This is a genomic window from Winogradskyella aurantia (assembly GCF_002266855.1).
GTDB lineage: Bacteria > Bacteroidota > Bacteroidia > Flavobacteriales > Flavobacteriaceae > Winogradskyella > Winogradskyella aurantia.
In genome coordinates this window covers 48,380-73,978 of the sequence record NZ_NGJN01000006.1, presented here as the reverse complement: position 1 = coordinate 73,978, position 25,599 = coordinate 48,380, and the positions used below count along the sequence as shown (strand labels likewise).

Below are 25,599 nucleotides of genomic sequence, written 5' to 3'. Positions count from 1 at the left end.
GTAGTCAGGTGATTTTTACGTGACACGAATCGGCTGACTTGCTGGGAGAACAATAAATATTTCACAAATGGAGCCTTTACTAATTATTAAATACCTAAAAATTACGCGTAATTTAAACTATCAATTATTCAAATAATAGTTATAAATACATGATGTCCTTTATTGTTAAATAGCCTAGCTGAAAGCAAGTGACTGCCTGACCCTCAGTTACTAGTCACGAAAGTATTATGAGATGTATAGCGCTAAAAAAACCTTAATTATATATTAAGGTTTTTCTTATATTGACTTTAAAAATAGTATTTATTTTTTTCCCTTTTGCTGTTTCTGTTTTTGTTGTTCGGCTTGCTCCATCATTTCTTTCATCTTTCTCTGGAAACGATTTTCCTTTTTTGGCTTCTTCTTGCTCACCTCGATTTTGGCCAATACCTTATCTTCATCAATGATGTAATTTTTAATAACGAGCATAATTCCTATACTAATTAAGTTGGAAATAAAATAATACAAACTTAAACCAGAAGCATAATTGTTAAAGAATACCAGCATTAACAATGGAGAAAAATAAATCATGTACTTCATCATTTTGCCCATATCTGGCATACCCTCTTGAGTAGGTTGCTGTGCCATTTGCTGGCCTGTGGTCATTTTCATGTAAAAGAAAATAGCTATTGCCGCCAAAATAGGAAACAAACTCACATGGTCACCGTAAAACGGAATATTAAAAGGTAAATCTAAAACCGAATCAAAGGAACTCAAATCTTCTGCCCATAAAAAGCTTTTTTGTCTTAAGTCAAAGGCGGTTGGGAAGAACATAAACAAGGCGTAGAACACAGGTATTTGCATTAAACCAGGCAAACAACCGCTTAACGGACTTGCGCCTGCCTTACTCTGTAAGGCCATGGTTTCTTGTTGAGCTTTTAATTTATTGTCTTTGTACTTAGCTCTTATAGCATCGAGTTCTGGCTTTAGTATTTTCATTTTAGCCTGAGACAAGAATTGCTTATACTGCACAAAAGAGAGGACTATTTTTACTAAAATAGTCATTACAATAATGGCTATACCGTAAGGCAGGAAACCACTCAACCAACCAAATAGCGGAATGAAAATAGCTTTGTTGATCCAGCCGAATATGCCCCAGCCAAATGGAATACTCTCCTCAAGACCTTTATCATATTGCTTTAAAGTCTTGCTATCCGTTGGCCCATAGTACAAGCCCAAATTCTTATTCAGCTCACCACCACTATAAGCTAGCGGCATTTTAGAGGTGTAAAGCTTGGTAAAAAGTGTATCTACCTCTTCGTCCTCCACCAAATCCGTAGAGGTCACGGCTACATTTTTAAACGGCGTATCTCCAGAAACTAATATAGAACTAAAGAAATGTTGTCTATAAGACAGCCATTCCACATCATCTACGGTTTCCTCGTCATCATTCATCTGACCTAGCTTATCTACCTTTCCTTCATCATACATATAGGTCAAGCGCGTATATCTGTTTTCGTAACTTATACTTTTAGCATGGCGCAATCCTTTTTGTTTCCAATCTAAAGTTATAGGTTGTGAGGTATTGAACACGCCACTTAACCCTTGTGACTGGATGGAAAAATCAATCATGTAGTCATTTGGCTTGAGCTCGTAGCGGTATTCAAGAAACTCAGTCTCTGAAACTTTCAGTTTCATGGAAACGATTGTATTCTCTCCACTTTTTGTTACGGACGGCTGAAAAGGAAAGTCTTGTGTATTTAAAATACGATTGTCAGATGTTCCAAAGGTTATATTAAATACGCTGTTATCATCCTTAACCAAGTATATAGGTATTGAATCATAGTCCACAAAATTCTTTAGCTTAACTTCCTTTAAGTGTCCGCCCTTTGTATTAAACTTTAATTCAAAAACATCCGTTTCAACGGTTGTATAGCTTCTTTCAGTCGAAGGTAAGGTTAATGCATAAGCAAAAGAACCTACCTTATTTTGTAGTTCTAATTGTGCTACCGAATCTATAACTGTGCTATTACTAAAATCCTCTGGTGCTGTTATTAAAGACTCATTCTGCTTACTGACTTTCTTCTCTGCTTCAACCTGTTCTTGCTCCGCTTTTTTCTGAGCTTCAAGCTCTTCAGGAGTGGGTTGATTTTGATACATTATATATAATAGGATACCGAATATGAGTACAAACCCTATTATTGAATTAATATCTAGTTTCTTTTCTTCCATATATTTCCGAAAAAACGGTTTTCAAGTTAGTTGTTTGAATAAACCAAAAAGCTATCCAAAATTCCATTTACGCCAAAAAGGCATAACTATTTTTTATTCTTAAACTCTAATGCAGCAGCAACAAAAGCCACAAAAAGCGGATGTGGGCTAGCTACTGTACTCTTATATTCTGGATGATACTGTACACCAACAAACCAATCATTCTCTGGTATTTCAATAATTTCAACCAAACCGGTTTCAGGATTGAGACCAGTGGCCTTCATCCCTGCAGCTTCAACCTGCTCTTTATAGTCATTATTAAATTCATAACGATGGCGATGGCGCTCCTTAATTTTAGTGGTGCCATAAACTTTATGCGCTATACTATTCTCCAAAATAGTACAATCCCATGCACCTAAACGCATTGTACCACCCTTTTTAACCACATTTTTTTGAGACTCCATCAAATCAATCACGGGGTATCGGGTTTGTGGGTCCATCTCGCTAGAGTTAGCATCTTTTAAGCCGAGGACATTCCGAGCAAATTCAATGACTGCCATTTGCATTCCTAAACAAATTCCTAAAAATGGGATATTGTTTTCGCGCACGTATCGCACGGCCTCAATTTTCCCCTCAATACCGCGTTCACCAAAACCAGGAGCGACCAGTACTCCGTCTAAATGTTCTAGCTTAAATTCTACATTGCCTTCATTTAGATACGCGGAATGTATAGACTCCACATTTACCTTAACCTCATTTTCCGCACCAGCATGAATAAAAGATTCCAATATTGATTTATAGGAGTCCTGCAACTCTACATACTTTCCTATTAAACCTATGGTCACTTCACTTTTAGGATTTTTATGTCGTTTTAAGAATTCATTCCAACGCTTTAAGTCTGGCTCATCACTTTTTAGATTCAATTTTTCCAATACCACCTTATCTAGACCTTCCTCTAGCATTAAGTTAGGTACATCGTATATTGTTGAAGCATCTATAGATTGAATGACTGCTTCCTTTTTTACGTTGCAGAAGCGCGCTAATTTGGTCTTTATACTATCGTTTAGTTCATGTTCTGTTCGACAAACCAGAATATCAGCGTGTACACCACTTTCCATAAGTGTCTTCACGCTATGTTGTGTAGGTTTTGTCTTTAATTCGCCAGCGGCAGATAAAAATGGTATAAGGGTCAAATGAATTACCAAGGCATTATGGTCACCTAGGTCCCACTGCAATTGACGCACAGCTTCAATATAAGGCAAGGATTCAATATCACCTACGGTACCACCTATTTCAGTAATAACAATATCATAATCGCCAGAATTACCTAGGATTTGTATTCTGTGCTTAATTTCATTGGTGATATGTGGAATAACCTGTACGGTTTTACCCAAAAATTCACCACGACGTTCTTTGTCTATCACGCTCTGGTAAATTCTGCCTGTAGTAACATTATTGGCCTGTGATGTGGACACATTTAAAAAACGCTCATAATGACCTAAATCCAAATCGGTTTCAGCGCCATCATCCGTAACATAGCACTCACCGTGCTCGTATGGATTTAGAGTGCCTGGATCAATGTTTATGTAGGGATCTAGTTTTTGAATGGTGGTTCTGTAACCTTGGGCCTGTAGGAGTTTGGCCAATGATGCTGCGATGATACCTTTCCCTAAAGAGGAAGATACGCCGCCAGTTACAAAAATATACTTAGGAGTTGTGGTCATGTTGCGCTCTTAAACGCAGGCAAATTTACAAAATAAAACGAGTAAATTGAGTAATGTTTAAGGATTGTTGAAATGTTTGACCACAATCATTATTATTACCAAAAAAACTTGCTGTAATGACTTTAAATTAATGATATGACCTGCTATTTTCTCTTAAATTCCTTTCTGATATTATATATGAATTCTTCAAGACCATTAATCTTAATCTCATGCATCTGCTGCATCATCCTTCCTAGCTTACCTTCCGGGAATCCCTTTTGCCTGTACCATGTATAGTAGTACTCCGGAACATCAATAAGGTATCGGTCCTTAAATTTTCCAAAGGGCATTTTGTAATTGGCCAATTCTACCAAGGCCTTTCTATTATCGTCTAAATTCATTTGGAGCTAAATTCCTCTAAATTCTTTAATGCCTCTGAAATAGCAACTTCCCAAGCTTTTTGAGCCTCATTGTTAATAGAGTGGTTCGTCTCTACATCATAACGCTTTTGGGTCTCATCTGCAGCTCGGTTTATGGATTTATGCAGGTTGTCCAATTGGTGACTTATATTTTGGTTTACCTTAAGACCTTTGAGTTTTTTTCTGAAAAGCCTTACATACAGCTCCGTGATATTAAAATGTAATTGCTCGTGCTTAAGGATGTAAGGGTCTGCTTTCTGCTTGAGGTACCAAGATTGATTTGGATAAAAATGCGCATTTACATCCGTGGTGAAATCAACAATTTTTTCGTCTATAGTTGCAAGAGAGTACCCAAAAGTAATACCTGTAGCGGTTAAGGCTACTGCACTTGTGTTAAAATTTGGAGCAGCTTTAAAATCCGTCCAAGTCAAAGGCCTTGATGCATTCCAGGTCATAGAGACCTCCTCAATATTAGATTGACTTATTACCAACTGCATCAACAATAAAGCTCCGAAGTTTTTTAAGAACATTTAATCCCAATTAAACGTGATGTCCCTTTCAATATCGGGATGCAAACTGTAGTGAACAGGACAGGTCTTAGCCGTATGCTCTAAGATTTTTTTAGTCTTAGCTTCTGGATTACAAGAGAACCTGATTTCCACAATAATTTTTGAAATCCGTCTTGGATTACTGTCCATAATCTTAGTTACCTCAGCAGTAGTTCCGGACATATCCACACCTAAATCGTGAGCTTTAATACCCATAACCGTGAGCATACAATTGGCCAAGCCTGTGGCAACCGTATCTGTAGGAGAAAACGCTTCACCTTTACCATTATTGTCAACAGGAGCATCTGTGATAAAAGCACTTTTGGATTTTAAGTGGACACTTTCTGTCCTGAGATTACCTAAATAGGTGACTTTTGCCATCATGTTAGTTGACTTTAACAATTTTTAAATCCTCATATTTAACAATATAAGCGGACTCATTAGTATAACCACCAAACAGCGATTTATTATACCTGAATTTGTTCTCGATATATTCTGTTGCAATAGCATTACTTGAGGCCTTGTACAAATCTTCAGCTGATGCCAACCTGAGCAAAATATCAATAGTGATATCAAAACCTCGACAGGCATATTTACTTGGCGATACCCCATAGGTATTGCGATAGGAATTAACAAAACTATTAGGTTTAGCCTCTTCAAAATTCTTATTTACAGAGGGATAGTGAAATTTAAGATTAGACAAATGATAATTGTCTATATTCTTACCCTCAAAGGCATTATTTTTATCTAAAGTCACTAGAACTATTTCTGTTTCATCTACCAACAATCCATTCAGCATACTAATTACACTTGAGGCAAAAGAATTGCTATCTGTTTCTAAAAAAACTACGGTTTTACCCGGCATAAATACATTTTCCAAATCCGTAGGATATAAGAAAAAACCATCTTTATCTGTCTTTTTATCTTTCTTGGAAAAAATTTGCTTAGCACCTGGAAATTCGCGCTTCAGCATATCGCTTGTGGGTTTATTTGCCAAGTCAGAAATAACCACAATATTAGAAATAAGGCTGTCGGCCTTAATAAAGTCTATCATTGATTTTTGAAGCAACTCATCTTTAGGAATTGTTTGAAATACATTAGAATACACTTCTTTAGGCTTCGTTAGTGCCGCAATAACAGGAACCCTATCACTCCCTAAACTAATGGCAACCCTATCTAAGGCATCTACATTCATTGGTCCGATAACAGCATCATAATCCGAAAAGTCGTTGTCTTCTAGAATCTTTCTTGTTTCTGCAAGTTGATAGCGCGTATCTAGAACCTTTAAATTTGTAGAAATACCTAATTGTTTAGCTGAATCTAACGCCATTAATACACCCGCGTGAAAATCTAGAACAACAGACAATAGTCTTCTATTTTTAATGAGGTCCTTAGTTTCCTGTATGGAGTCTGTATCTATTTTATTCAGCTGAAATGGCAACATTACAGCTAATTTCTTTGTTTTAAAATTGCTTAAGCCAAGGGTTAAGCTCGTTGTATCGATGTCCGTCAAATTAGTAACTACATCTACATCGGATGGGATTTTTAAAACCATACCTTCTTTTAACCCGTCCTCTTTGAGTTCTGGGTTCAATGTTTCTAATTGCTCTTGGGTAAGACCTAATTTTATTTTTAACCTGTAAAATCCTTCCTTAGGTAAAACCTCATAATAATTATAGGTTGAGTCAATGGCCTTTTCCTCGGTATCTTCAATATTGGGGACATTGAGCTCATCACCTGGTTGAATGACCTCTTTCATATTTGGGTTAAGTCCTTCCAAGTCTTCAACGGTAATTCCAAACTTATAAGCTATACGCCATTTACCCTCTTTAGGTCTGACGGTATATTTTTTTATAGTATTATCTAAGGTTCTCTTAGATATAACCGTTCTATATTTTGGGATTCGAATGCGATCTCCCTTTTTTAAGTTCTCAGAATATAAGGACCTATTAGCTTTCTTAATTTCACTCTCTGTAACATTGTATTTTTTAGATAAGCTATACAAGGTTTCCTTACGCCGTACCTTATGGCTTCTGTAACCTATCAGTTCCCTGTATTCTTCTTGCACTGGCTCATTCTTAACTTTAGAATCTGGAATAATGAGAACAGTATTCAGTTTAAGATTTTCTTTAGCATCGGGATTTAATGCATAAATATCAAAAGGTGTCACCAAATAGAGTTTAGAAATACTTTCTATGGTCTCACCGGCCTTTACCTTATGGGTCTTATAATTTTGAGCATTAAGACCCATGAAAAAGACAATACAAATGATACTTAAAAATTTCTTCATACTAAACGGTTCACTTTTTAACTGGATAATCGTGAGTCCTTGGGGTCACAATTATTCCCATTCTATAGTTGCAGGTGGTTTTGAACTAATGTCATACACTACTCTATTAACGCCTTTTACCTTATTTATTATTTCATTAGAGGTCTTTTGCAAAAATTCATAAGGCAAATTTACCCAATCCGCTGTCATTCCATCTGTGCTTTCCACGGCTCTCAAGGCCACACATTTTTCATAGGTACGCTCATCTCCCATTACACCAACACTGTTTACAGGCAATAGCATTGCGCCCGCTTGCCAAACTTTATCGTACAAATTCCAAGATCTCAGGTTATTAATAAAAATAGCATCAACCTCCTGTAATATACGTACTTTCTCAGGGGTTAGATCTCCTAGGATACGAATTGCTAAACCTGGTCCAGGAAATGGGTGTCTTCCTAACAACATGGCATCCATGTTCATGGAAGCTCCAACACGCCTCACTTCATCTTTAAACAAGGACTTTAAAGGTTCTACTACCTCAAGTTTCATGAAGTCGGGTAAACCACCGACATTGTGATGACTTTTAATGGTTGCACTCGGTCCACCAGTAGCGGAAACACTTTCAATAACATCAGGGTAAATGGTACCTTGTGCCAGCCATTTAACATCTTGAATAAGATGTGCTTCATCGTCAAACACTTCAATGAACACGCGTCCTATAATTTTTCGCTTTTCTTCTGGATCACTCTTACCGGCAAGTGCGTTCAAAAAGCGTGCCGAGGCATCTACGCCTTTAACGTTTAAGCCCATGCCCTCATATTGATGTAACACATCTTCAAATTCATTTTTACGAAGTAGACCGTTATTCACAAAAATACAATAGAGATTTTTTCCAATAGCTTTATGCAAAAGCATTGCTGCCACGGAAGAGTCTACTCCACCAGACAATCCTAGCACGACTTTATCATTACCCAATTTAGTCTTTAAGCCTTCTACGGTTTCCTCAACAAAGGATTGTGGTGTCCAGTCTTGTTTTACACCTGCAATCTTAATGAGGAAATTATGTAATAGCTGATGACCATCGGTAGAGTGGTATACCTCTGGGTGAAACTGTATAGCATATGTATCCTCTCCTTCGATCTTAAAGGCTGCGTTTTCTACATCTTCAGTACTTGCCAACAATACGCCTCGCTCTGGTAATTGTTTTATGGTATCGCTATGGCTCATCCATACTTGACTACCTTCGTGAATATTTTCAAAAAAATCTTCATTCTCTTTAATGTAACCCAGATTGGCCCTACCGTATTCCCTTGTATTGGATTCGGCCACTTCACCTCCTGAAAAATGCGCCAGATACTGAGCTCCATAGCACACGGCTAAGATTGGTTTTTCTCCTCTGATATTTGATAAATCTGGGTGAAGTACTTCATCAGATCGAACCGAAACGGGACTACCAGAAAGGATTACAGCATTATAGTCCCTTAGGTCTGTTGGAATTTTATTAAACGGATGGATTTCGGAGTAAATATTCAACTCCCTAACTCGGCGCGCAATTAACTGCGTATACTGCGAACCAAAATCTAAAATAAGTACCTTGTTATGTTGCATGTGCAAAAATAACAATTGCTTTCAGATAGGCGATTTGCGATCTGCAATTTTTTGCTTCAATTATTAACAAATCACCATGAGTTTGTTGGAAGAAAAAGTCACTTTTTAACGAACTTTATCTGTTCAGTTTCATCATCGGATTTCAATTCCAGCAAGTAAACCCCACTTTTAAGATTTCCCATTTCTAATCTATAGTTATTTCCAGAACTATGTAATCCATCTATCTGGGTCGTTAGAATAATTTGACCCGTTCCGTTAAACACACTTACCTTAGCAGAAGGAGATGTGTAATTAGGCATTGATATAATTATATAATCTTCCATTGGGTTGGGATAAACCTTGAGCCTTCCCATAGATTGTTCTGTAACTGATAATGCATCTCCAATCGCCCAAAGGGTTGCATTCTTGAGCATCGTTCTGAAATTGGTATTGTTATTATAATCGCTACTATTATGTCCAAGTGCCGTATAAAACGAACGAATACCAGACAAAGTTACTTCTGGCGTAGCGCCGTCACCATCATCATCATAGGTAATAGCTTCTTTGTACCAAGTAATGGGGCGTGCGGCGTCATAAGGATTGCTCCCTGTTTGCTCAACCTCAAGCAATACCGTATTATCTGTACTTAACTGCCCACCATTAATTTGCCAATAATAGTATTCTTCATCCTTATTCCAGATTGATCCTAGAGGCCCTAAAAAATCAATTATTGGATGGCTAGTGATAACCTCCATATCTGCATTAAAGTTATTTGCGGTATGGTTAGGACTTGTTTGAACAATAGCACCCACTAATTCGTTATAAAATGGCCAAACTCCATCTCTATATGTATCTGTGGCTGCGTGCACGCCAACAAAGCCTTTCCCACTTGCAATAAAGTTTTCTAATGCTATCTTTTCTGATGCAGACAACAAATCGCCATCGCCTCCTGTCTCATCACTACCTGAGGTATTTAAGAAAACAACCGCATCGTATTGAGCTAAATTTGAAGCCGTAAACACTGATGAATCTTGAGAATTGTCTGTAATCCAATCTCCATTTTCATTACCTAGGTCCTCAAACATGGATATCCCAGCATTGATGGATTCGTGCCTAAATTGATTAGTCTCATGGTATACAAGAATCCTGCTTTGTGCGAATGATGACATTGATACAATAAGAATTATTGAAATTTGTAGGATTCCTTTCATGAACTGTTGTTTATTTATTTACGTAAAAATAGCCCTTAACGGATGTCCTCAAAAGAATTTCAAAATCTATTTATCAAAACTATTCAAAAAAATTAAGAAAATAATATTAATAAAGATTCTTTAGGGGCAGCCCTTAAGTTATTATTTAGCACACAAAGAGCTTGGGGTACACTTTTTTTAAGCAGTTATATCGTTTTATTAAAACTAGCGAGAACAACGCTCCTCAAGCAAATAATTTAACTTCTCATATTTGCTTTAATGCATCAAGGCAAGATGTGCCCCCTTTCTGTGTCTTGAGTTTTAGATTAATCCAAGACTACAAATTGATACACACCAGACTCCGATGAATTTCCTGCCGCATCTCTTGTCACAATACTCCAATAATAAATAGTTCCTGCAGTCACTGAGACAGTTGACTGATTTACCAAAATATCAGTTACCATAATCGCTGGAGGATTCTCCGTTCCAAAATACAAATCGAAACCCGTAATATCTTCATCCACATCACTTCCATTCCACTGCAACACTACGGAGCTTGTGGCGGGAAGACTTTGGGCCATAGTTGGTGCTATGATTTCTGCAGGAAAGGGCGGATAGGTTTGAACACCCGGACCTGCATTATAAAAATTCCAAACTTCACTTTCCTTTGTTTCGCCTTGGGCTTCATAATTCACGGACCACCTAAATGCCTGGGCACGTTCTATAGTGACCGGAAAAATAAAATCTTCGGTGTCAAATTGTGAGATAGCCCCTGTTGCTAAATTTTCTACAGTAAGTGTATAGCTTTGGGCATTATCATTTGGTTCCCATTCAAAGAAAACCGTACTTTGAGTCGGTGTTGGTTCAGTGCCTTCGTTACATAAGGAACTTTCCTCAGGAAAAACCAACAGCACACCATTTGGGTCATCTTGACTACCTCCATTGCCGCTGCCATTCTCTGGAGTACCATCTGAAGGATTACTACATCCAAATAGGACAATAAATATGGATAGTAAATAGGTTAGGCGTTTCATCTGTATCTTATTTTGTAGCATCAGAACTTTAATCATTGAAAATCATTCTGAATTTATTCTTTTATAATTTTATGGGTCGTCGTCTCATTATCGGTTTGTATTGCCATCAGGTACATTCCAGCCGCTAATCGGTTGGTGTCTATTTGAATATCATTCGTATGATGATTGAAAGTCTCACTCAGAACGCGCTGCCCAAATATATTATAGATATGTACAATAATATCTTCATTATTGGAATTGGTATAAATACTAAGTCGGTTGTTAAACGGGTTTGGTGTTACGATAGGTTCATCTGAGAGGACTATGCGTTCTTGATAGATGCCTTGACAGTCCAAATCTGTATACACCTTTAAGCTATTTACCCCTTGTTGCAATTCTAAGTTAATACTTGGATTATAGGTCGTAAAGAGGTCCCCGTTAAATTCTATATTGTATTTGGAATTGCCCGTCATAATTACAGATAAAATATTTCCTGAAGCCATTCTATTTGAAAATACTTCTAGTGGGTCTGGTTGGGTAATAACAATGGTGTAACAACTTTGGTAATCGGGCCACTCCTCAATGGTAATGCACATCTCATAAGTTCCTGCCAAAAGATTAAAGATGTCTATGTCATTCGTAAAGTTATAATCTTGCGAAAAGTTATCACGTACAAGTGATACGTTATAATTATAAAGTTCTTGCGCAATTATAGTTATTATACCATTATTGCTATTTAAGCAGGTTTCACTTGTAACTGAAACGGCAAAATTATCATTTGGCAAATCGATTACAGCACAACCAAACAAATCTACCGTCGCACCAAATTCGGTATTGGGACATAAATCATCCTCATTTGGTATGCCGTCATTATCAGCATCCGCACATACGGATTGGTAACTAGCTGTCTCATCTTTAAACCAACTGTCGTAAAACCCTTCTGTATTGTTGATAACCGCCACAGGATCATCGACTAAAATACAGGCTAAATCCTGATTATTTGTAGCATTGAACAATTGTAAATTTTCATTGTTCCCGTTCTGAAGATTAAGTTGATCTGCTATTAATTGGTTGGACTGACAGAACAAGAGGGTTAAATTTGGGTTTTGGGTGACATTAAGACTGCTCAATTGGTTCGATGCGCAATTGAGTTCTTCCAAATCAACCTGTTGGCCAACAGTCAAATTGGTCAGTGCATTGTTGGCTACGTCCAAATCAATTAAGCCTAGATTACTATCTAAACTCAGCTGCGTTAAGTTATTATTGGAAACATCCAAGTCCGTCAAGTTTGGTAAAAATGATAGGTCTATGACGGTCAGTAGATTTCCTGAGGCATCCAAATTAATTAGATTTGTATTAGACGCTAAATTCACTGCAGCCACAGAATTATTTTCAAAATCAAGAGTGGTTAAACTTATAAAGTCTTCGATACCTGTTAGATCTGAAATCTCACGGCCACTCACATTCAAAAAAGTGAGGTCTTGAATAGTTTCGGTAAATACATAGTCATCCAAAGCGCCCGAATCATAACCCAAATCGATAAGGGCCTGCTCAAAATTATCATCTGGCACAAAAGTTTGCCCAAAAAAGCACTCTGTGGAAAATTGAGCCGTTGGGTCAATAAGCCAAGTGGCGCCTGGTGGTACGTTACCATCATCTGTTTCAATACAAGTCAATTCTGGGTTGCCCTGCGCATTTAAATCCATCAAAATGGCGTTTTGCCCGTTTCTAATATTAAGAATCTCTAAAGTGTTGGATTGACAGCTAAGACTTATTAAATCCTGGTTTTGTTGAAAATTGAGTTCTATAATTTGGTTATTATCACAGTTGAAAACTTGTAAGGATAACACCTCACTTGGCGAAAAAGCAGTGAATACATTGTCTGAAATATTTAAATCCGTCAGGTTTATATTGGCCGTAACATCGATTGTATTTATGGAATTTTCAGCACAATTTAAAATCATTAAATTTGAATTATTTTGAATATTCAATTGAGGTAATAGGTTAGTTGCACAATTGAGGCTCACCAAATTTATGTTCGAACTGAGTTCAACATCGCTCAACACATTATTAGAAACATCTAAACTTTCCAAGGCTACGAAATCTTCTATGCCAGTTAAATCAGCAATGGCATTACCACTGACATCCAAATTGGTAAGGCCTTCTATGTTTGCGGTCGGTACAAAATCGTTTAAGGGTCCTGAATCCAATCCTAAGTCTATAAGTGCCTGTTCAAAATTATCATCGGGCACAAAGGTTTCACCAAAATTGCAATCTTCGCTATAAGATGTCGTTTCGTCTTTTTGCCAATTTGCGCCGATAGTATTGGCATCATCAACTTGGATACACTCCAGGTTTGGATTATTAACCGCATTCAAATTCGCTATATCTCCATTGATACCATTTTGAATATTTACAAAATCCAAAAGGTTGTTAGAAACATTTATAGAAATTGTGTCTGGGCAAAAATTTGTTTGAGTGGGTTGGGCCACACAGGCCGCAATTGCCATTGTGGTTAAATCTAAATTACCTTCAATTTGGTTGTTGCTTACATTAAGTCGTTTCAATGCACCGAGGTCGTTAGACAGGCTTAAGTTATTTATGGCATTTGAGCTAAAATCAAAATCTATAAGGCCACTATTGTTACTCAAATCCAATGCTGTAAGTTGGTTTGAAGCACCATAAAGGCGTTTTAATAGGGTATTTAAATCAATGTTGAGTTCCGTAAGGTCGTTAAATGCACAGTTAAGATGCTCTAAAGATGTATTGGCAGAAACATCTAATTGTAATAAATTATTTTGGGAAAGTAATGCCTCTACTAAATCTATGTTGTTCAATAAATTTAGATCAGAAATTTGATTGCTGGTAATGGATAAAAAGTTTAGGCCCGTGTTAGCGGTCAAATTAAGCTCTGTCAATGCGTTTGACCCACAGTTTAAACTTTCTAATCCTTGATAATTATTGACTAATAATTCAGTCAAATCATTGTCGGCACAACTTAAATTGATTAAGCTGTTATTTGGAATTCCTGGGGTTAATAATTCAATGAGTTCATTACTATCCGCATTGAGGACTTCTAGGGCTGCATTACTGCTTATATCTAAACTAGACAAGGCATTGTTGGAGCAATTAAGATTTTTTAAAAGTGTGTTACTATTGACATTTAAAACCGTTAAACTATTATCCGCACAATCTAATAGCTCTAAATTTATATTTTGCGACGTGTCAAGATCAATTAAATTATTGCTAGCACAAAAGAGTTCCTTCAAGCTTATGGTTCCTGTGATATTAAATAAACCACCGGGATTGTTACTGTCATTTGTTTCAAGAAAATTTGAACTACAATTCAAGCGCTCCAAAAAGCTTAAACCACTAACATCCAAAGCAGTCAGAAAGTTACTGCTACAATCCAATTCCACTATTGTCCTAAAATCTTGAATACCGCTTAAATCCGAAATGCCTTGGTCACTGACATTCAAATTTTGGACTAGCTCAATAGTGGCCGTTAGAACTTGGCCATCAATAACATCATCATAAGCCAAATCAATCAATGCTTGTTCAAAAAAGGGATCTGGTATGGCGGTAAATCGGTTATTTGCACAATCATCGTTATAATCAGCAAAAACATCAATTTGCCAAGCTGGTGGGATATTGCCTAAAATGGCTGTATCGATATTAATACAGAACAACGTTGGGTTGTTTGTGGCATTAAAGACCGCAAGATTAGTATTAAATCCATTTGCGATATTCAATGTTACCAGTGCATTGTCGTTACAAACTATTGATGTCAACCCTACATTTGTTGCAAGTTCAAGGTTGTTGATGCTATTGTCTGAGCAATTTAAAGTTTGCAGGGCCGTATTAGAACTTAAATCCAAAACTGAAATTGCATTGCCAGAACAGTCCAAATCAAGCAAGGCTACAAAATCTCCAAGGCCTGTCAGGTCTTCAATACCAAGACTGGATATATCCAAATCAGAAACACCGCTAACATCAGCTGTCGGCACAAAATTGTTTAAAGTATTATCCGAATCAATGCCCTGGTCGATTAAGGCCTGTTCAAAATTATCGTCGGGCACGTATGTCCCACAAGTTAAATTATAGTCTGCTAGAGTATCTTTTTGCCAGCCAGCGGCAGCATTGGCCAGAGCAACATCCTCAACTTCGATACAGAATAAGTTTGCATTATTTGTAGCGTTAAATGTGGTGATGGTGTTGTTATTTCCATTATTGATATTAAGGGCGAACAGGTTATTATCATTGCACAAAAGACTTGTAAGTGCGGTATTTAAACTTAAATCTAAGAATGTAATTTGATTAAACGAGGTATCTAAATCAAACAAGTCGGTATTATTACTTACATCTAAACCGGTTAACAGATTATTGGAGCAATTGACTACAGTTAATGCTAGATTAGCACTTAAATCAATAGTATTGAGCAAATTACTTCCGCAGTATAAGGTGGTTAATGCGGTATTTGTAGTTAAATCTAATGTTTCAATATCATTATTTGAAATATCCAATACCTGCAGGGCTGTGTTAGCTGACAGGTCTAAACTTTCAATCGTATTAGTACCAACATCTAAATTTTCTAAGGCTGTGAAGTCCTCAATACCTACAAGACTTGAAATCGATGCATTGGAAACCGTTAAGTTTGCAATAGTATTGATATTGGCCGTTAAAACAAGATTATCCAAAAAATCATCAAGCCCTAAATCAATTAAAGCTTGTTCAAAATTATCATCCGGCACATAAGTGAAAATATCCACACAGGCGCCTGAGCTATAGTAGGTCCAATCATCCTTAATCCAACCTGAAGGTGTAAAGTCAGTATCAATTTGAATACAGAACAAATCAGGATTATCAGAACTATTTAACTGAGCAATTAAATCGTTAAAACCGTTGTTTACCACCAATGAAACGAGTTGATTTCTTGATATATTGATTGAGGACGAACCTTGGCAAGGTGTGATAGGGTTCGTTTGAGGATCTGGACAAACAACCGTATTGATACTAGATAAGTCTAAGTCAGTAAGGGCGTTGTTAGAAGCATCTAAATTTCTTAAAACGGTATTCTGTGATAAATCCAAGACGCTTATTTGGTTAGACGCACAAAACAATCCTTCTAAATTTGGGTTATTGCTTACATTTAATTGGCCGAATATTCTATTATTTGAAACACCCAAGGTGACCAAACCAGACATATTTGAGATATCAATAGCGGAGAGCTGATTACCTGAAACGGTGAGGCTTTCTAATGCGTCATTGTTACTAAGGTCTAAGGTCTGAATTTGATTGTTTGAACAGTTCAAGGATTCTAGATTGGTATTAGCGCTTAAAACTAATTCCGTAAGATTATTTGAACCACAAATTAAGGATACCAGATTAGTATTATTTGAAACATTGAGAACTGACAAATTATTCTCACTACAAAACAAGGTTTCTAATGCTGTAAAGTCCTCTAGACCAGTAAGATCGTCTATACCGCGATTAGAAACGTCAAGTAAGGTCACATTATTTATCCTGATAGTTTCAACCAATCCATTATTGGCAATACCGTCACCCATACTGTTAGCGTCTCCTATAGCAACCACAGTGCCGTCCGATGAATGTGTTTCTAGATACTCTTCGAAATCAGCATCTGGTATCGACGTAGTTTGGGCCTCCATAAAAAGGGAAGAAAACAATAAAATAACGACTGATAACGAAAGCTGTTTATTCATTAAGTTTTGGTTTTAAACTCCAAAAAGAATTTTACAATTAATGTCTTCCTTTTTTATCAATTTCTTGATGAAAGTGAATTTGCTTGCTCAATCCATCTTGAATTCTTTTAAAAAATTTATTCTTAAATGCTAAGTCCGTTTTAAGTTTATTGAGAGCCTCTATGACTTTTTCATTTTTAACATCAGCACCAAGAATCATTTCTTCAGCCAAAAGCAAACCCTTTTCAAAATCATCTCTAGTAATGTCATAATAAATGATATCACTTTCTGTCGATTCAATAATTTTGTATTTTGAATTATTCTGATGTTCATCAGTATTTGAGTTTAATCTTAGCTGGCCTTCGTTTGCACCTTCTTCTATCGCAGCGATCTTAACTAAAATGTTTTCTATTTGATTTTTTAAAGTCGTGATTTCTCTTGCTTGTTGGTTTACTTTATTTTCTAATTTTTCGATTATTAGGCCACTATCATTCTTATTAACTCCAACTGCAACATTAACCTTACTGATTCCAAAAGTATTATCAGTTTGCGACCAGGCTACTCCGACGATGTTCTTAAGTTGGGAAGCGACAATATCTGATGGTTTTATTGCTATACCTACACCATCATTTTTACCACTAGGCAAAATATAATCGCCTATTTCAACCTTTCCAAAAACATTGACGGGTACTTGACCCATAAATGCGACCTTCTCATATTCTGCTTCACGATCTGGCTTTGGCATATTTCCTAAAACTATAGGTTTGTATGATACAACCATCATTCTATCTGCACTTTCAAGATTTTTCGATATTTTACCACCTTTTACACCCACGATATCACCGTAGGTCATTTTTTCATTGTAATTCTCTCTGAGTAAATATTCCGCGTAATCGCCTGCACCTGAAGCATAAGTTACGCCTTGGAGGGTTACTCTATTATCGTCATAAGTGTTAATATTATCTTGGGTAATAACGACACCTACCGCAGATGCAACAATTTGAAGTGCCGCAACAATAGATTGAGCAGTACTACCTATGATCCAAGATGGTATTGGAGCGGTAACACAGGCACCAAAACCAACACACCCAGTAGATGATGTGGATGCTATACCGATCTCCCCTAAAGATTTGGCAAACTCATAAGCAGATACCGACGTATCAAAAATGGCATCATAGGAATCATAATTTAACGACCGCTTGTCAAAATTGTAGTCGGCATTATTTGTAAACTCCGCTTCGGTTTCTCCCTCTATGCGTCCCCATGGTTCAATTCGGGCATCATCAAAGAAGGTTATAAAATTTGTATCGTTTTCACGGTTACCATTCACCTTTATCGCTAAACCATTTTTACCGCCATCAATTAATACCGGATGATTAGCTATGTCAGTCCCAATGTTAGGGAAATTTGATGTCAAATGAATCTGACTTCCCATACCGTCAATGCGGGTAGTCCCATTTAAGATTGTACTTTGATTAACCAAAAGTGTTTCTGCTGCCAAATCCCCAAAACTAGCCTCACCATTAACCGTTAAGTCATTTAGTGTAGTCATACCAATAACATCTAAAGTGCCATTTAAAACACTATTCCCTCCAATGGTTACATCGCCAGAAAGTGTTGTGGGGCTGCCATTATTGACATTCAGGGCCTCATTAAAATCACTGACACCATCTACATTCAAGGTTCCCGTTAAATTAGTAGCGTTACCATTGTTAACGTCTAAGGTACTTTGCAAATTTGTTGGGCCTTCCACTTGCAGTTCGCCATTTAAAAATGTTCTGTCATCTACCGTTAAGGTGCCCGTTGCCGTAATATTTCGGTGATAGGCATAAGGTAAAAACGTGAGACGTTCTCGGCTCATGGTTTCAAAGTTATTCCCTGCATCAAAATCAATTTCTACCTTTAAGTCCTTTGGTGTGCCATCCCAGCTTATTTCCTTGAAATAATCGTGATCCGCATCACCAATTAGCAGGTTGATACGTCCAAATTCATCGGTATCTGTAATTTGTACTTCTTGGAATTCTATTTGATTGCCACTATCGTAAATGGTAAATCTGATAGCAATGGTGGTGTTTGGCAAATAATTGCCTTCGGAATCCACACCTGGTAATTCCAAAGGGTCCGGACTAATTATCACGGCTTGATACGTAATGCCATCGGTTTGGGCAAACATTTGCCATGCTAAGCAAATGAAGCATCCTAAGGTTAGTAATAGTCTTTTCATAATTGCTGGTTTTTTTAAAATTTAATCAGTTTTGCGGTGAAGCGCTTTCCTTTAGAAATCGTCTTTAAAAAATAGCTTCCACTTGAAATATCATTTAGTCTCAGTTCAAGGTTTTGAGCAGGTAAAAACTCTTGGGCATGGACAATTCTACCATGTATATCAAAAATCTTTACAGAAATGTCCTCTTCAATTTTAGAACTGAACGTAATCCTTATAGTTTGGCTAAAAGGGTTGGGATATATTTTTGCATTTAGATCTAAATCAAATTCTTCTACAATTTTAATTTTATGCATGGGTTGTTGATAGCCTTGTCTCAAATAATAACCATTATTATAATGCGTACCTATAACACTGGCCTGTCCTATACTTTGACTTATTTTGTAGGTGCCACTTGAGGTTACAACCGTCTGCGAAGAGCCACTGCTACCTACATTTGATCGCATGATACGGTAGCCCGAATTATCCTGTGCCTGAAAGACTTGCACAGAACACAATAGGATTAGAATTTGAAGAAATGTTCTCATTTTAATTCGGAATTGATATTTTAAAACTATAATTAAATTCTTGTCTATAATAATATTAGGCCATTTGTCCACCATTTGTCCAGTAAAACCTACAGGCTTTAATAGCTACAGTAACACTTGGGAAGGTTGATTATAAAACCTAGGCCAAATTGGTGCGCCTTCAGATTTAGTTTTTCACTATTCTCCCCGCTGCTTATCAATACTGATGACCCATAATTATATCCTACAAAAAGTGCCGTACTTCTTGAAATAGGATACTGCATCTCTAAACCACCTCTAAAGAAAAAAATAGTATTGTTAAACTCTTCTTCTCCAACCAGGTTAAATACATCATTGTTTATTGTTTGCGTACCTCGAACCAAAAATTCCGTAGCTATTGAGGTATTTAGAAAAAACGTGAGGTCCCTCAATTCAAACAATTTTATACCTAAGCCGGCTTTTACGCCTAAATAACTCACATCCCACTCAAAAAAATTGTCTACACTAGCTTCACTGCCAATAGCGCCATAATTGTTATAGGTAGCACCAAGCAAAAGAAACAAGGTATTTGCATCGTTTATGCTCTGTCTATACCCCATTCCGAAATAGCCTTTTGACGTGGATAGTAAATTGTCTAGAGGTTGTCCTTGAGAATTTTCATAATCAAAGGAGGAGACGGTTGTTCCCAATTCAATGTACAGTTGCTGGCAAAAACATGAAAAATTGAAAACTAAAACAAATACAACAAGCGCGTAATGTTTAACCATAAATGTATTTTTGGTTTTAGCAATTTAGATAATAAAAGCCTTACTTCTAATTAAAAACTGAGCTGTCCACATTTTGTCCACCTCAATATTAATAGGACACACCAAAAATAAAATCTTCTTTACCGAAGATTTCTAAAAAATATATCTCATTTAATATCAGTTACTTAGGAACATCAAAAGACTAAAAAAGTGAACCAATTACCAAAGAAACAATGCCTACTTTATAGTAATAAGCGTCTAGTTCGAGCTTTTTAACTTTTCGATTAAACCCTGAAATTGGAGATAAGAGGGCACGGTCTGAATATCAATTTGTTGTAAAATAGTCTATCCAGAGCATCTGATAATATTAGTGTGGAACTATTTTTTATAAAATTAGATATAAGATTTACTTAGATACTACTTTGAAATTACAAGAATACTAAGCCAAACAAACTTATAAGACTATAATAGAAAATTCACTTTTTAATGGCTGTAATACATTCAATAGTTGAGGAATTAAATCAGGCCCATATTCCAAATACAATTCCGAAAAGTTAGTAGTGCGCTCTTGTAAACTACCATTTGGAAATAGTTCCTCCTGTAAATCCGTACAACGACTAATCTCATCAGCTAATTTCCTCTTTTGGGCTTTAAGTAAGCGTTTTTCAAGATGCTTTAAACCCTTAATTTGTTTAACTTCTTGAGCTTTAATTGCACCCAAAAATGATTTGTCGGTTTGCTCAGCAAGTTTGTACAAAGCCTTAAATTGTTCTTCTAAATGTTTTATCTGCGGAGAAAAATCTATGTCAATATTTGAAATTTGGCGCACCTTTTTATTAATAAAGGTATTTCTTTTTAAGAATAAATCCTCGTTGCGGATATCTAGTTTATCTAATTTCCGAGCCTGCTTTTGTGTTTTAACCACGGCAGAATTACGCAACAATAACATAGGAAATGTTACGTTCTGGGCTTCAAAACTCGATTTTAGCTGAAGCCAATAAATCATTTCACCCCCACCACCGATATAACAGAGATTTGGTAGAATCACTTCTTGATATAAGGGTCGCATAATCACATTTGGTGAAAATCGTTCTGGCATCTCAATAAGGTGTTCTATGAGCTCATCTCCATTCCAAGACATGCTTGTATTGTTCACTTTATACACCTTATCTTCTAAAATAATACGCTCTCGTAGACCTTCATTTATATAAAAGAAATTAATTTCCCTTGGGTTCACCTGAACTTTTAAACCAAGGTCTTCAAGCGTTTCATTCGTTGAACTCACATTTTTAAATGCCGTTTCCTCTAAAAGTTCCTTTTTAATCTGTGGGACAAATAAGCGCTTTAATTTTTTATGATCTGAGTCTAATACCACTAAACCGTACTCTCCAAATAATTCGTTGGCTAAATATCGTGTAGCATCTGCTAGGTTGGAATGATTTAAGTAAGCCTGCTTAAACCAATCTTTAAGCTGCTCTGCATTCTTTCCAACACCAAATTCCGCGGAAAGAATTTCAAAAACCGAATCCAAGCCCTCCGTATTAAAATGACCGACAGGACCAGTTTGCTCGCTATTCCACTGAATCTTTTTTCCTCTAAAATTAAAATAATTGATTTCGTCAAAATCGTGGTCTTCAGAGGCCATCCAATAGATGGGCACAAAATTATAATCTAAATAAGTTGCCTTGAGTTGCCTCGTAAGGTTTAAGACAGAAATAATTTTGTACAAAAAATATAAAGGTCCCGTAAATAAGTTTAATTGGTGACCTGTAGTAATTGTATATGTATTTCTAGACTTTAGGCTATCAATATGGTCTAGGGTCACATCGGATGCAGGTAAATCAAGGTACTGTTCTTTTAAAACCTCAACCAAAACCTCTCTCCCGCCATGATTAAAAGCCTTAGATTTTTCATCGATTTGAGCTTTAAAATTCTCCAACAGCGGAAACCGATTGTATAAGGATTTTAGTCGCGGTTTTTCATCTAAATAATCACAAATAAATTCAGAGAAATAACCTGTATTTCTATATGGCAGATAATCAGTCGGTTGATTTAGATTCATCAATACTTTTGAATAGGTAATACGCGCGCAACATTCAGCGATGTTAACAAAGGCATAAATATAAGATACTACATTTTTTTAACTGCTAATTTTTAGTTAATTCGCATCAACCACATATCTTTACTGCTGGAACAATAGTGAACAAATGGTGTTTGCAACGCATAAATCAGTTGAGTTTAAAAGTACTACTTATAGCATAGACTATTAAAGGAAAAAGAGACACTAACCTATGAAAATCTATTACAAATTAAAACTACAGCGCTTAAATTTAATCTTAGGAATTGTATGGCTTCTCAACGGTATAATTCAAGTAACTGTATTTAACAGTAATCGTTGGTTGAATTATTTCTGGTTTCTACTGGCCCTCATATATTTTGCTCTTTATTTTCAGCAACGCAGAGGAAAATACCTCAGTATTGAGAATGATCTAATTAAAGAAAATTGGCTTTTTGGCAAATCTATACAGCTAAGCAAGGTGAAAACCATTACACATTTATCAGGTGAATATATTTTAAAGAGTGACGACAAAGAATTTCGAATAAAAATTCCGTTGATCCAAAATGATTCGCTTCTTATACTTCATGACAAACTAAAACAACTTGATGCCGAATGGCATTAGAGCTTTTTAAAAGATAGCCTCTTAACTTAATTAGGTTTATAAGTAAAAACCTTTTACTACCTTTAGATATTAACCAAAATAATAATCAAATGAAACTCGGTGCATTTTCAATAAGCCTCGCCGTAAAGGACATTGAGGCTTCCAAGACTTTCTATGAAACCTTAGGTTTCTCAGTTTTTGCTGGCGAATTGGATAAAAACTATCTCATAATGAAAAATGAATCTACTCTTATAGGCTTATTCCAAGGAATGTTTGAGGGGAATATACTTACCTTTAATCCGGGCTGGGATCAAGACGCCAATACGCTTAAAAATTTTGATGATGTTCGAGACATTCAAAAACATCTAAAATCTAATGACGTTAGCTTTGCACAAGAAATTGATGCGGGTGATTCAGGACCTGCAAGTTTTGTCATCCTAGATCCAGATGGCAATGCTATTTTAGTCGATCAACATATTTAATTGACTCTTTTTTGTTCTTAACAAAAGATCAAGAAATTCCTAAAATTTAGCACGTATCTTCGTTAAAAATTACGAGTTAAAAGTGTCTCAGACCACTGTATTTTCATTATTTCAATACCAAGGGATCAAACCAAAATGGCATGCTCTTGGCCGAATGGGTAGACCACCACTGCGCAAGCAAAGCTTTCAAGGATTGACCTTCTGGAAACCTTTTGGCACTGGTAGCGGTAATGGATTTTCTATTAGGCCCGACTTTTCAACTTTTGGACTACTCACTGTATTTGACTCCGAGCAAAATGCAGAAAAATTCCTCACTACCAAAACGATGAAGGAATATGAAGCCCCTTCCGTGAAGCACTCCCATGTATTGATGCACTCTATAAAAGCTCATGGCCAATGGAGCAAACAAGAACCCTTCACTTCTAGTGTGACCTATAATGATGACAAACCTATTGCCGTAATTACAAGAGCCACCATAAAACCAAAACTGGCCTATAAGTTTTGGAGACATGTCCCTTCCGTTTCAAAATCCATGGATGGACACAAGGGTTTAATCTATTCAAAGGGAATTGGTGAATGGCCTATTTTAATGCAAGCCACATTTTCGCTTTGGGAAACAGGGGATGCCATGATGGCCTATGCCTACAAAAACAAGAAACATGCTGAAATGGTAAAGAAAACGAGAGAATTAGGTTGGTACTCCGAAGAGCTTTTCTCTCGCTTTCATCCTTTTGAAATCCGTGGAAATCTCATTAATTCTTGTTTATAGAATTTACTAGATTTTGATAAAACCTAGTATAGATTCATGAGGTCTTTGTTTTAATATGGAACTAAAAAACACTCTGAGCTAAGTATTTCTTTTAAATCTGCAGTCCTACATTGTTCTTCTCACGGTAATGATGACGTAATAATGGCGCATGAAAATTAAAGCAAATTGATGATAACTAAATTTAAGCGCTACCGTATTTGCTTAGCTGATGAAAGGTCAAAGTCTAGCTTTCTAATTAAGAAACGACTTCGGCATACAAGTCAAAATCCTCCGCTTCGATAATTTTTACTGTTGCAAACTCACCTGTCTTTAAATATGTCTTGGTTGCATCGATTAAAACTTCATTATCAACATCTGGAGAGTCGAACTCGGTACGACCCACAAAATAGTTACCTTCTTTACGATCAATTACCACCTTAAACTCCTTTCCTATTTTTTGCTGATTGAGTTCCCATGAAATCTGAGATTGTATTTCCATAATTTCATTGGCACGTTGCATTTTTATTTCTTCTGGGACGTCGTCCTTCAAATTATACGCATGCGTATTTTCCTCATGGGAATAGGTAAAACAACCTAAACGCTCAAAGCGCATCTCCTTCACCCATTCTTTAAGTGTATTAAAATCATCCTCCGTTTCACCTGGGTAACCAACAATAAGTGTCGTTCTTATGGCCATTTCTGGTACCTTAGCCCTAAATTCCCTCAAAAGCTTGGTGGTTTTTTCCTTTGTCGTACCACGACGCATACTCTTTAAAATTGAATCGGATATATGCTGTAAAGGAATATCTAGGTAATTACAGATTTTAGACTCTCGCTTCATTACATCTAATACATCTAGCGGAAAGCCTGTCGGAAAAGCATAATGCAGACGAATCCAGTCAATACCCTCTACCTTAACTAACTTCTCTAAAAGTTCGGCAAGATTTCGTTTTTTATATAAATCTAAACCGTAATATGTTAAATCTTGAGCGATAAGAATTAGTTCCTTAACGCCGTTGGAAGCTAATTTTTCTGCTTCCATCACCAAGGCTTCCATTGGTGTACTTTTATGTTTACCACGCATTAATGGGATAGCACAGAAACTACAAGGTCTGTCACAGCCTTCGGCGATTTTTAAATATGCATAATTCTTAGGTGTGGTCGTAAGACGTTCTCCTATTAATTCGTGTTTATAATCTGCGCCAAGTGCTTTTAATAACCCCGGTAGCTCGGTAGTACCGAAATACTGGTCTACATTGGGAATCTCTTTTTGTAAATCTGGTTTATATCGCTCACTGAGACATCCTGTTACAAACACCTTATCTACTTCACCTTCCTCCTTTTTTTGCATATAATGCAATATGGTATTAACGCTCTCTTCTTTGGCATTATTTATAAACCCACAGGTATTGATGACCACCACATTGCCTTCTTGCTCGTGCACAACATCTTTACCACTGGCTTTCAGCTGTCCCATAAGTACCTCGCTATCGTATACATTTTTACTACAGCCAAGGGTTACGACGTTGATTCTGTTCTTCTTTAAGGATTTTGTTCTCATGGTCATTTCAATCGGTCTGCAAAGATACCAATGATTTAGTATTTCCAAGACTAAATC

The 25,599-nt window shown here is 36.6% G+C and carries 18 protein-coding genes; 3 read left to right on the top strand and 15 right to left on the bottom strand.

Going from position 1 to position 25,599, the window contains the following annotated elements:
- Positions 1-300 precede the first annotated feature (300 nt).
- The 14 genes from yidC to bshC form a co-directional block, all read right to left on the bottom strand.
- Entirely contained in the window at positions 301-2,208 is a 1,908-nt protein-coding gene (gene yidC, locus CA834_RS11390) for a membrane protein insertase YidC (protein WP_094968844.1), read from the bottom strand.
- Between the two features lie 86 nt (positions 2,209-2,294).
- Positions 2,295-3,911, bottom strand: a complete 1,617-nt coding sequence (locus CA834_RS11385; RefSeq protein WP_094968843.1) for a CTP synthase — start codon at positions 3,909-3,911, stop codon at positions 2,295-2,297.
- A 143-nt stretch (positions 3,912-4,054) separates the two neighbouring features.
- Positions 4,055-4,291 carry a DUF3820 family protein gene (locus CA834_RS11380; RefSeq protein ID WP_094968842.1) on the bottom strand — a complete coding sequence of 79 codons (237 nt, stop codon included), beginning with the start codon at positions 4,289-4,291 and terminating at the stop codon, positions 4,055-4,057.
- The gene (locus tag CA834_RS11375; protein WP_094968841.1) at positions 4,288-4,839 is read right to left on the bottom strand and encodes a DUF922 domain-containing protein; all 552 of its coding nucleotides are present in this window, start codon (positions 4,837-4,839) and stop codon (positions 4,288-4,290) included. Before CA834_RS11375 ends, CA834_RS11380 begins: the two co-directional genes overlap by 4 nt.
- Positions 4,840-5,241 (bottom strand): OsmC family protein, encoded by a 402-nt coding sequence (locus CA834_RS11370; protein WP_094968840.1) that lies wholly within the window; start codon positions 5,239-5,241, stop codon positions 4,840-4,842.
- A 1-nt stretch (position 5,242) separates the two neighbouring features.
- Positions 5,243-7,147, bottom strand: coding sequence for a LysM peptidoglycan-binding domain-containing protein (locus CA834_RS11365; RefSeq protein ID WP_094968839.1), 1,905 nt, complete (start codon positions 7,145-7,147; stop codon positions 5,243-5,245).
- Between the two features lie 51 nt (positions 7,148-7,198).
- The gene (gene guaA / locus CA834_RS11360; RefSeq protein ID WP_094968838.1) at positions 7,199-8,734 is read right to left on the bottom strand and encodes a glutamine-hydrolyzing GMP synthase; all 1,536 of its coding nucleotides are present in this window, start codon (positions 8,732-8,734) and stop codon (positions 7,199-7,201) included.
- A gap of 98 nt (positions 8,735-8,832) precedes the next feature.
- The gene (locus tag CA834_RS11355; RefSeq protein ID WP_094968837.1) at positions 8,833-9,924 is read right to left on the bottom strand and encodes a ThuA domain-containing protein; all 1,092 of its coding nucleotides are present in this window, start codon (positions 9,922-9,924) and stop codon (positions 8,833-8,835) included.
- 305 nt (positions 9,925-10,229) lie between these two features.
- Positions 10,230-10,937: a hypothetical protein gene (locus CA834_RS11350; RefSeq protein ID WP_133085497.1), complete on the bottom strand. Its 708-nt coding sequence runs from the start codon at positions 10,935-10,937 to the stop codon at positions 10,230-10,232.
- A 53-nt stretch (positions 10,938-10,990) separates the two neighbouring features.
- The gene (locus tag CA834_RS11345; RefSeq protein WP_094968835.1) at positions 10,991-16,639 is read right to left on the bottom strand and encodes a T9SS type A sorting domain-containing protein; all 5,649 of its coding nucleotides are present in this window, start codon (positions 16,637-16,639) and stop codon (positions 10,991-10,993) included.
- Positions 16,640-16,676: 37 nt separating this feature from the next.
- Positions 16,677-18,842: a translocation/assembly module TamB domain-containing protein gene (locus tag CA834_RS11340; protein ID WP_133085496.1), complete on the bottom strand. Its 2,166-nt coding sequence runs from the start codon at positions 18,840-18,842 to the stop codon at positions 16,677-16,679.
- A 14-nt stretch (positions 18,843-18,856) separates the two neighbouring features.
- On the bottom strand, positions 18,857-19,366 hold the full coding sequence (locus CA834_RS11335) for a T9SS type A sorting domain-containing protein (protein WP_165764798.1): 510 nt from the start codon (positions 19,364-19,366) through the stop codon (positions 18,857-18,859).
- A 98-nt stretch (positions 19,367-19,464) separates the two neighbouring features.
- Positions 19,465-20,112, bottom strand: a complete 648-nt coding sequence (locus CA834_RS11330; RefSeq protein ID WP_094968832.1) for an outer membrane beta-barrel protein — start codon at positions 20,110-20,112, stop codon at positions 19,465-19,467.
- Positions 20,113-20,545: 433 nt separating this feature from the next.
- Positions 20,546-22,153, bottom strand: a complete 1,608-nt coding sequence (gene bshC / locus CA834_RS11325) for a bacillithiol biosynthesis cysteine-adding enzyme BshC (RefSeq protein WP_094968831.1) — start codon at positions 22,151-22,153, stop codon at positions 20,546-20,548.
- 229 nt (positions 22,154-22,382) lie between these two features.
- On the opposite strand from bshC, the gene CA834_RS11320 reads away from it, so the two are divergent.
- The 3 genes from CA834_RS11320 (at position 22,383) to CA834_RS11310 (ending at position 24,002) form a co-directional block, all read left to right on the top strand.
- Positions 22,383-22,772 carry a hypothetical protein gene (locus CA834_RS11320; RefSeq protein ID WP_094968830.1) on the top strand — a complete coding sequence of 130 codons (390 nt, stop codon included), beginning with the start codon at positions 22,383-22,385 and terminating at the stop codon, positions 22,770-22,772.
- A gap of 89 nt (positions 22,773-22,861) precedes the next feature.
- Positions 22,862-23,233, top strand: a complete 372-nt coding sequence (locus tag CA834_RS11315) for a VOC family protein (protein ID WP_094968829.1) — start codon at positions 22,862-22,864, stop codon at positions 23,231-23,233.
- An 82-nt stretch (positions 23,234-23,315) separates the two neighbouring features.
- Positions 23,316-24,002 carry a hypothetical protein gene (locus tag CA834_RS11310; protein ID WP_094968828.1) on the top strand — a complete coding sequence of 229 codons (687 nt, stop codon included), beginning with the start codon at positions 23,316-23,318 and terminating at the stop codon, positions 24,000-24,002.
- Positions 24,003-24,237: 235 nt separating this feature from the next.
- Here CA834_RS11310 and rimO read toward each other — a convergent pair whose 3' ends face one another.
- Entirely contained in the window at positions 24,238-25,542 is a 1,305-nt protein-coding gene (rimO, locus tag CA834_RS11305) for a 30S ribosomal protein S12 methylthiotransferase RimO (RefSeq protein WP_094968827.1), read from the bottom strand.
- Positions 25,543-25,599 lie beyond the last annotated feature (57 nt).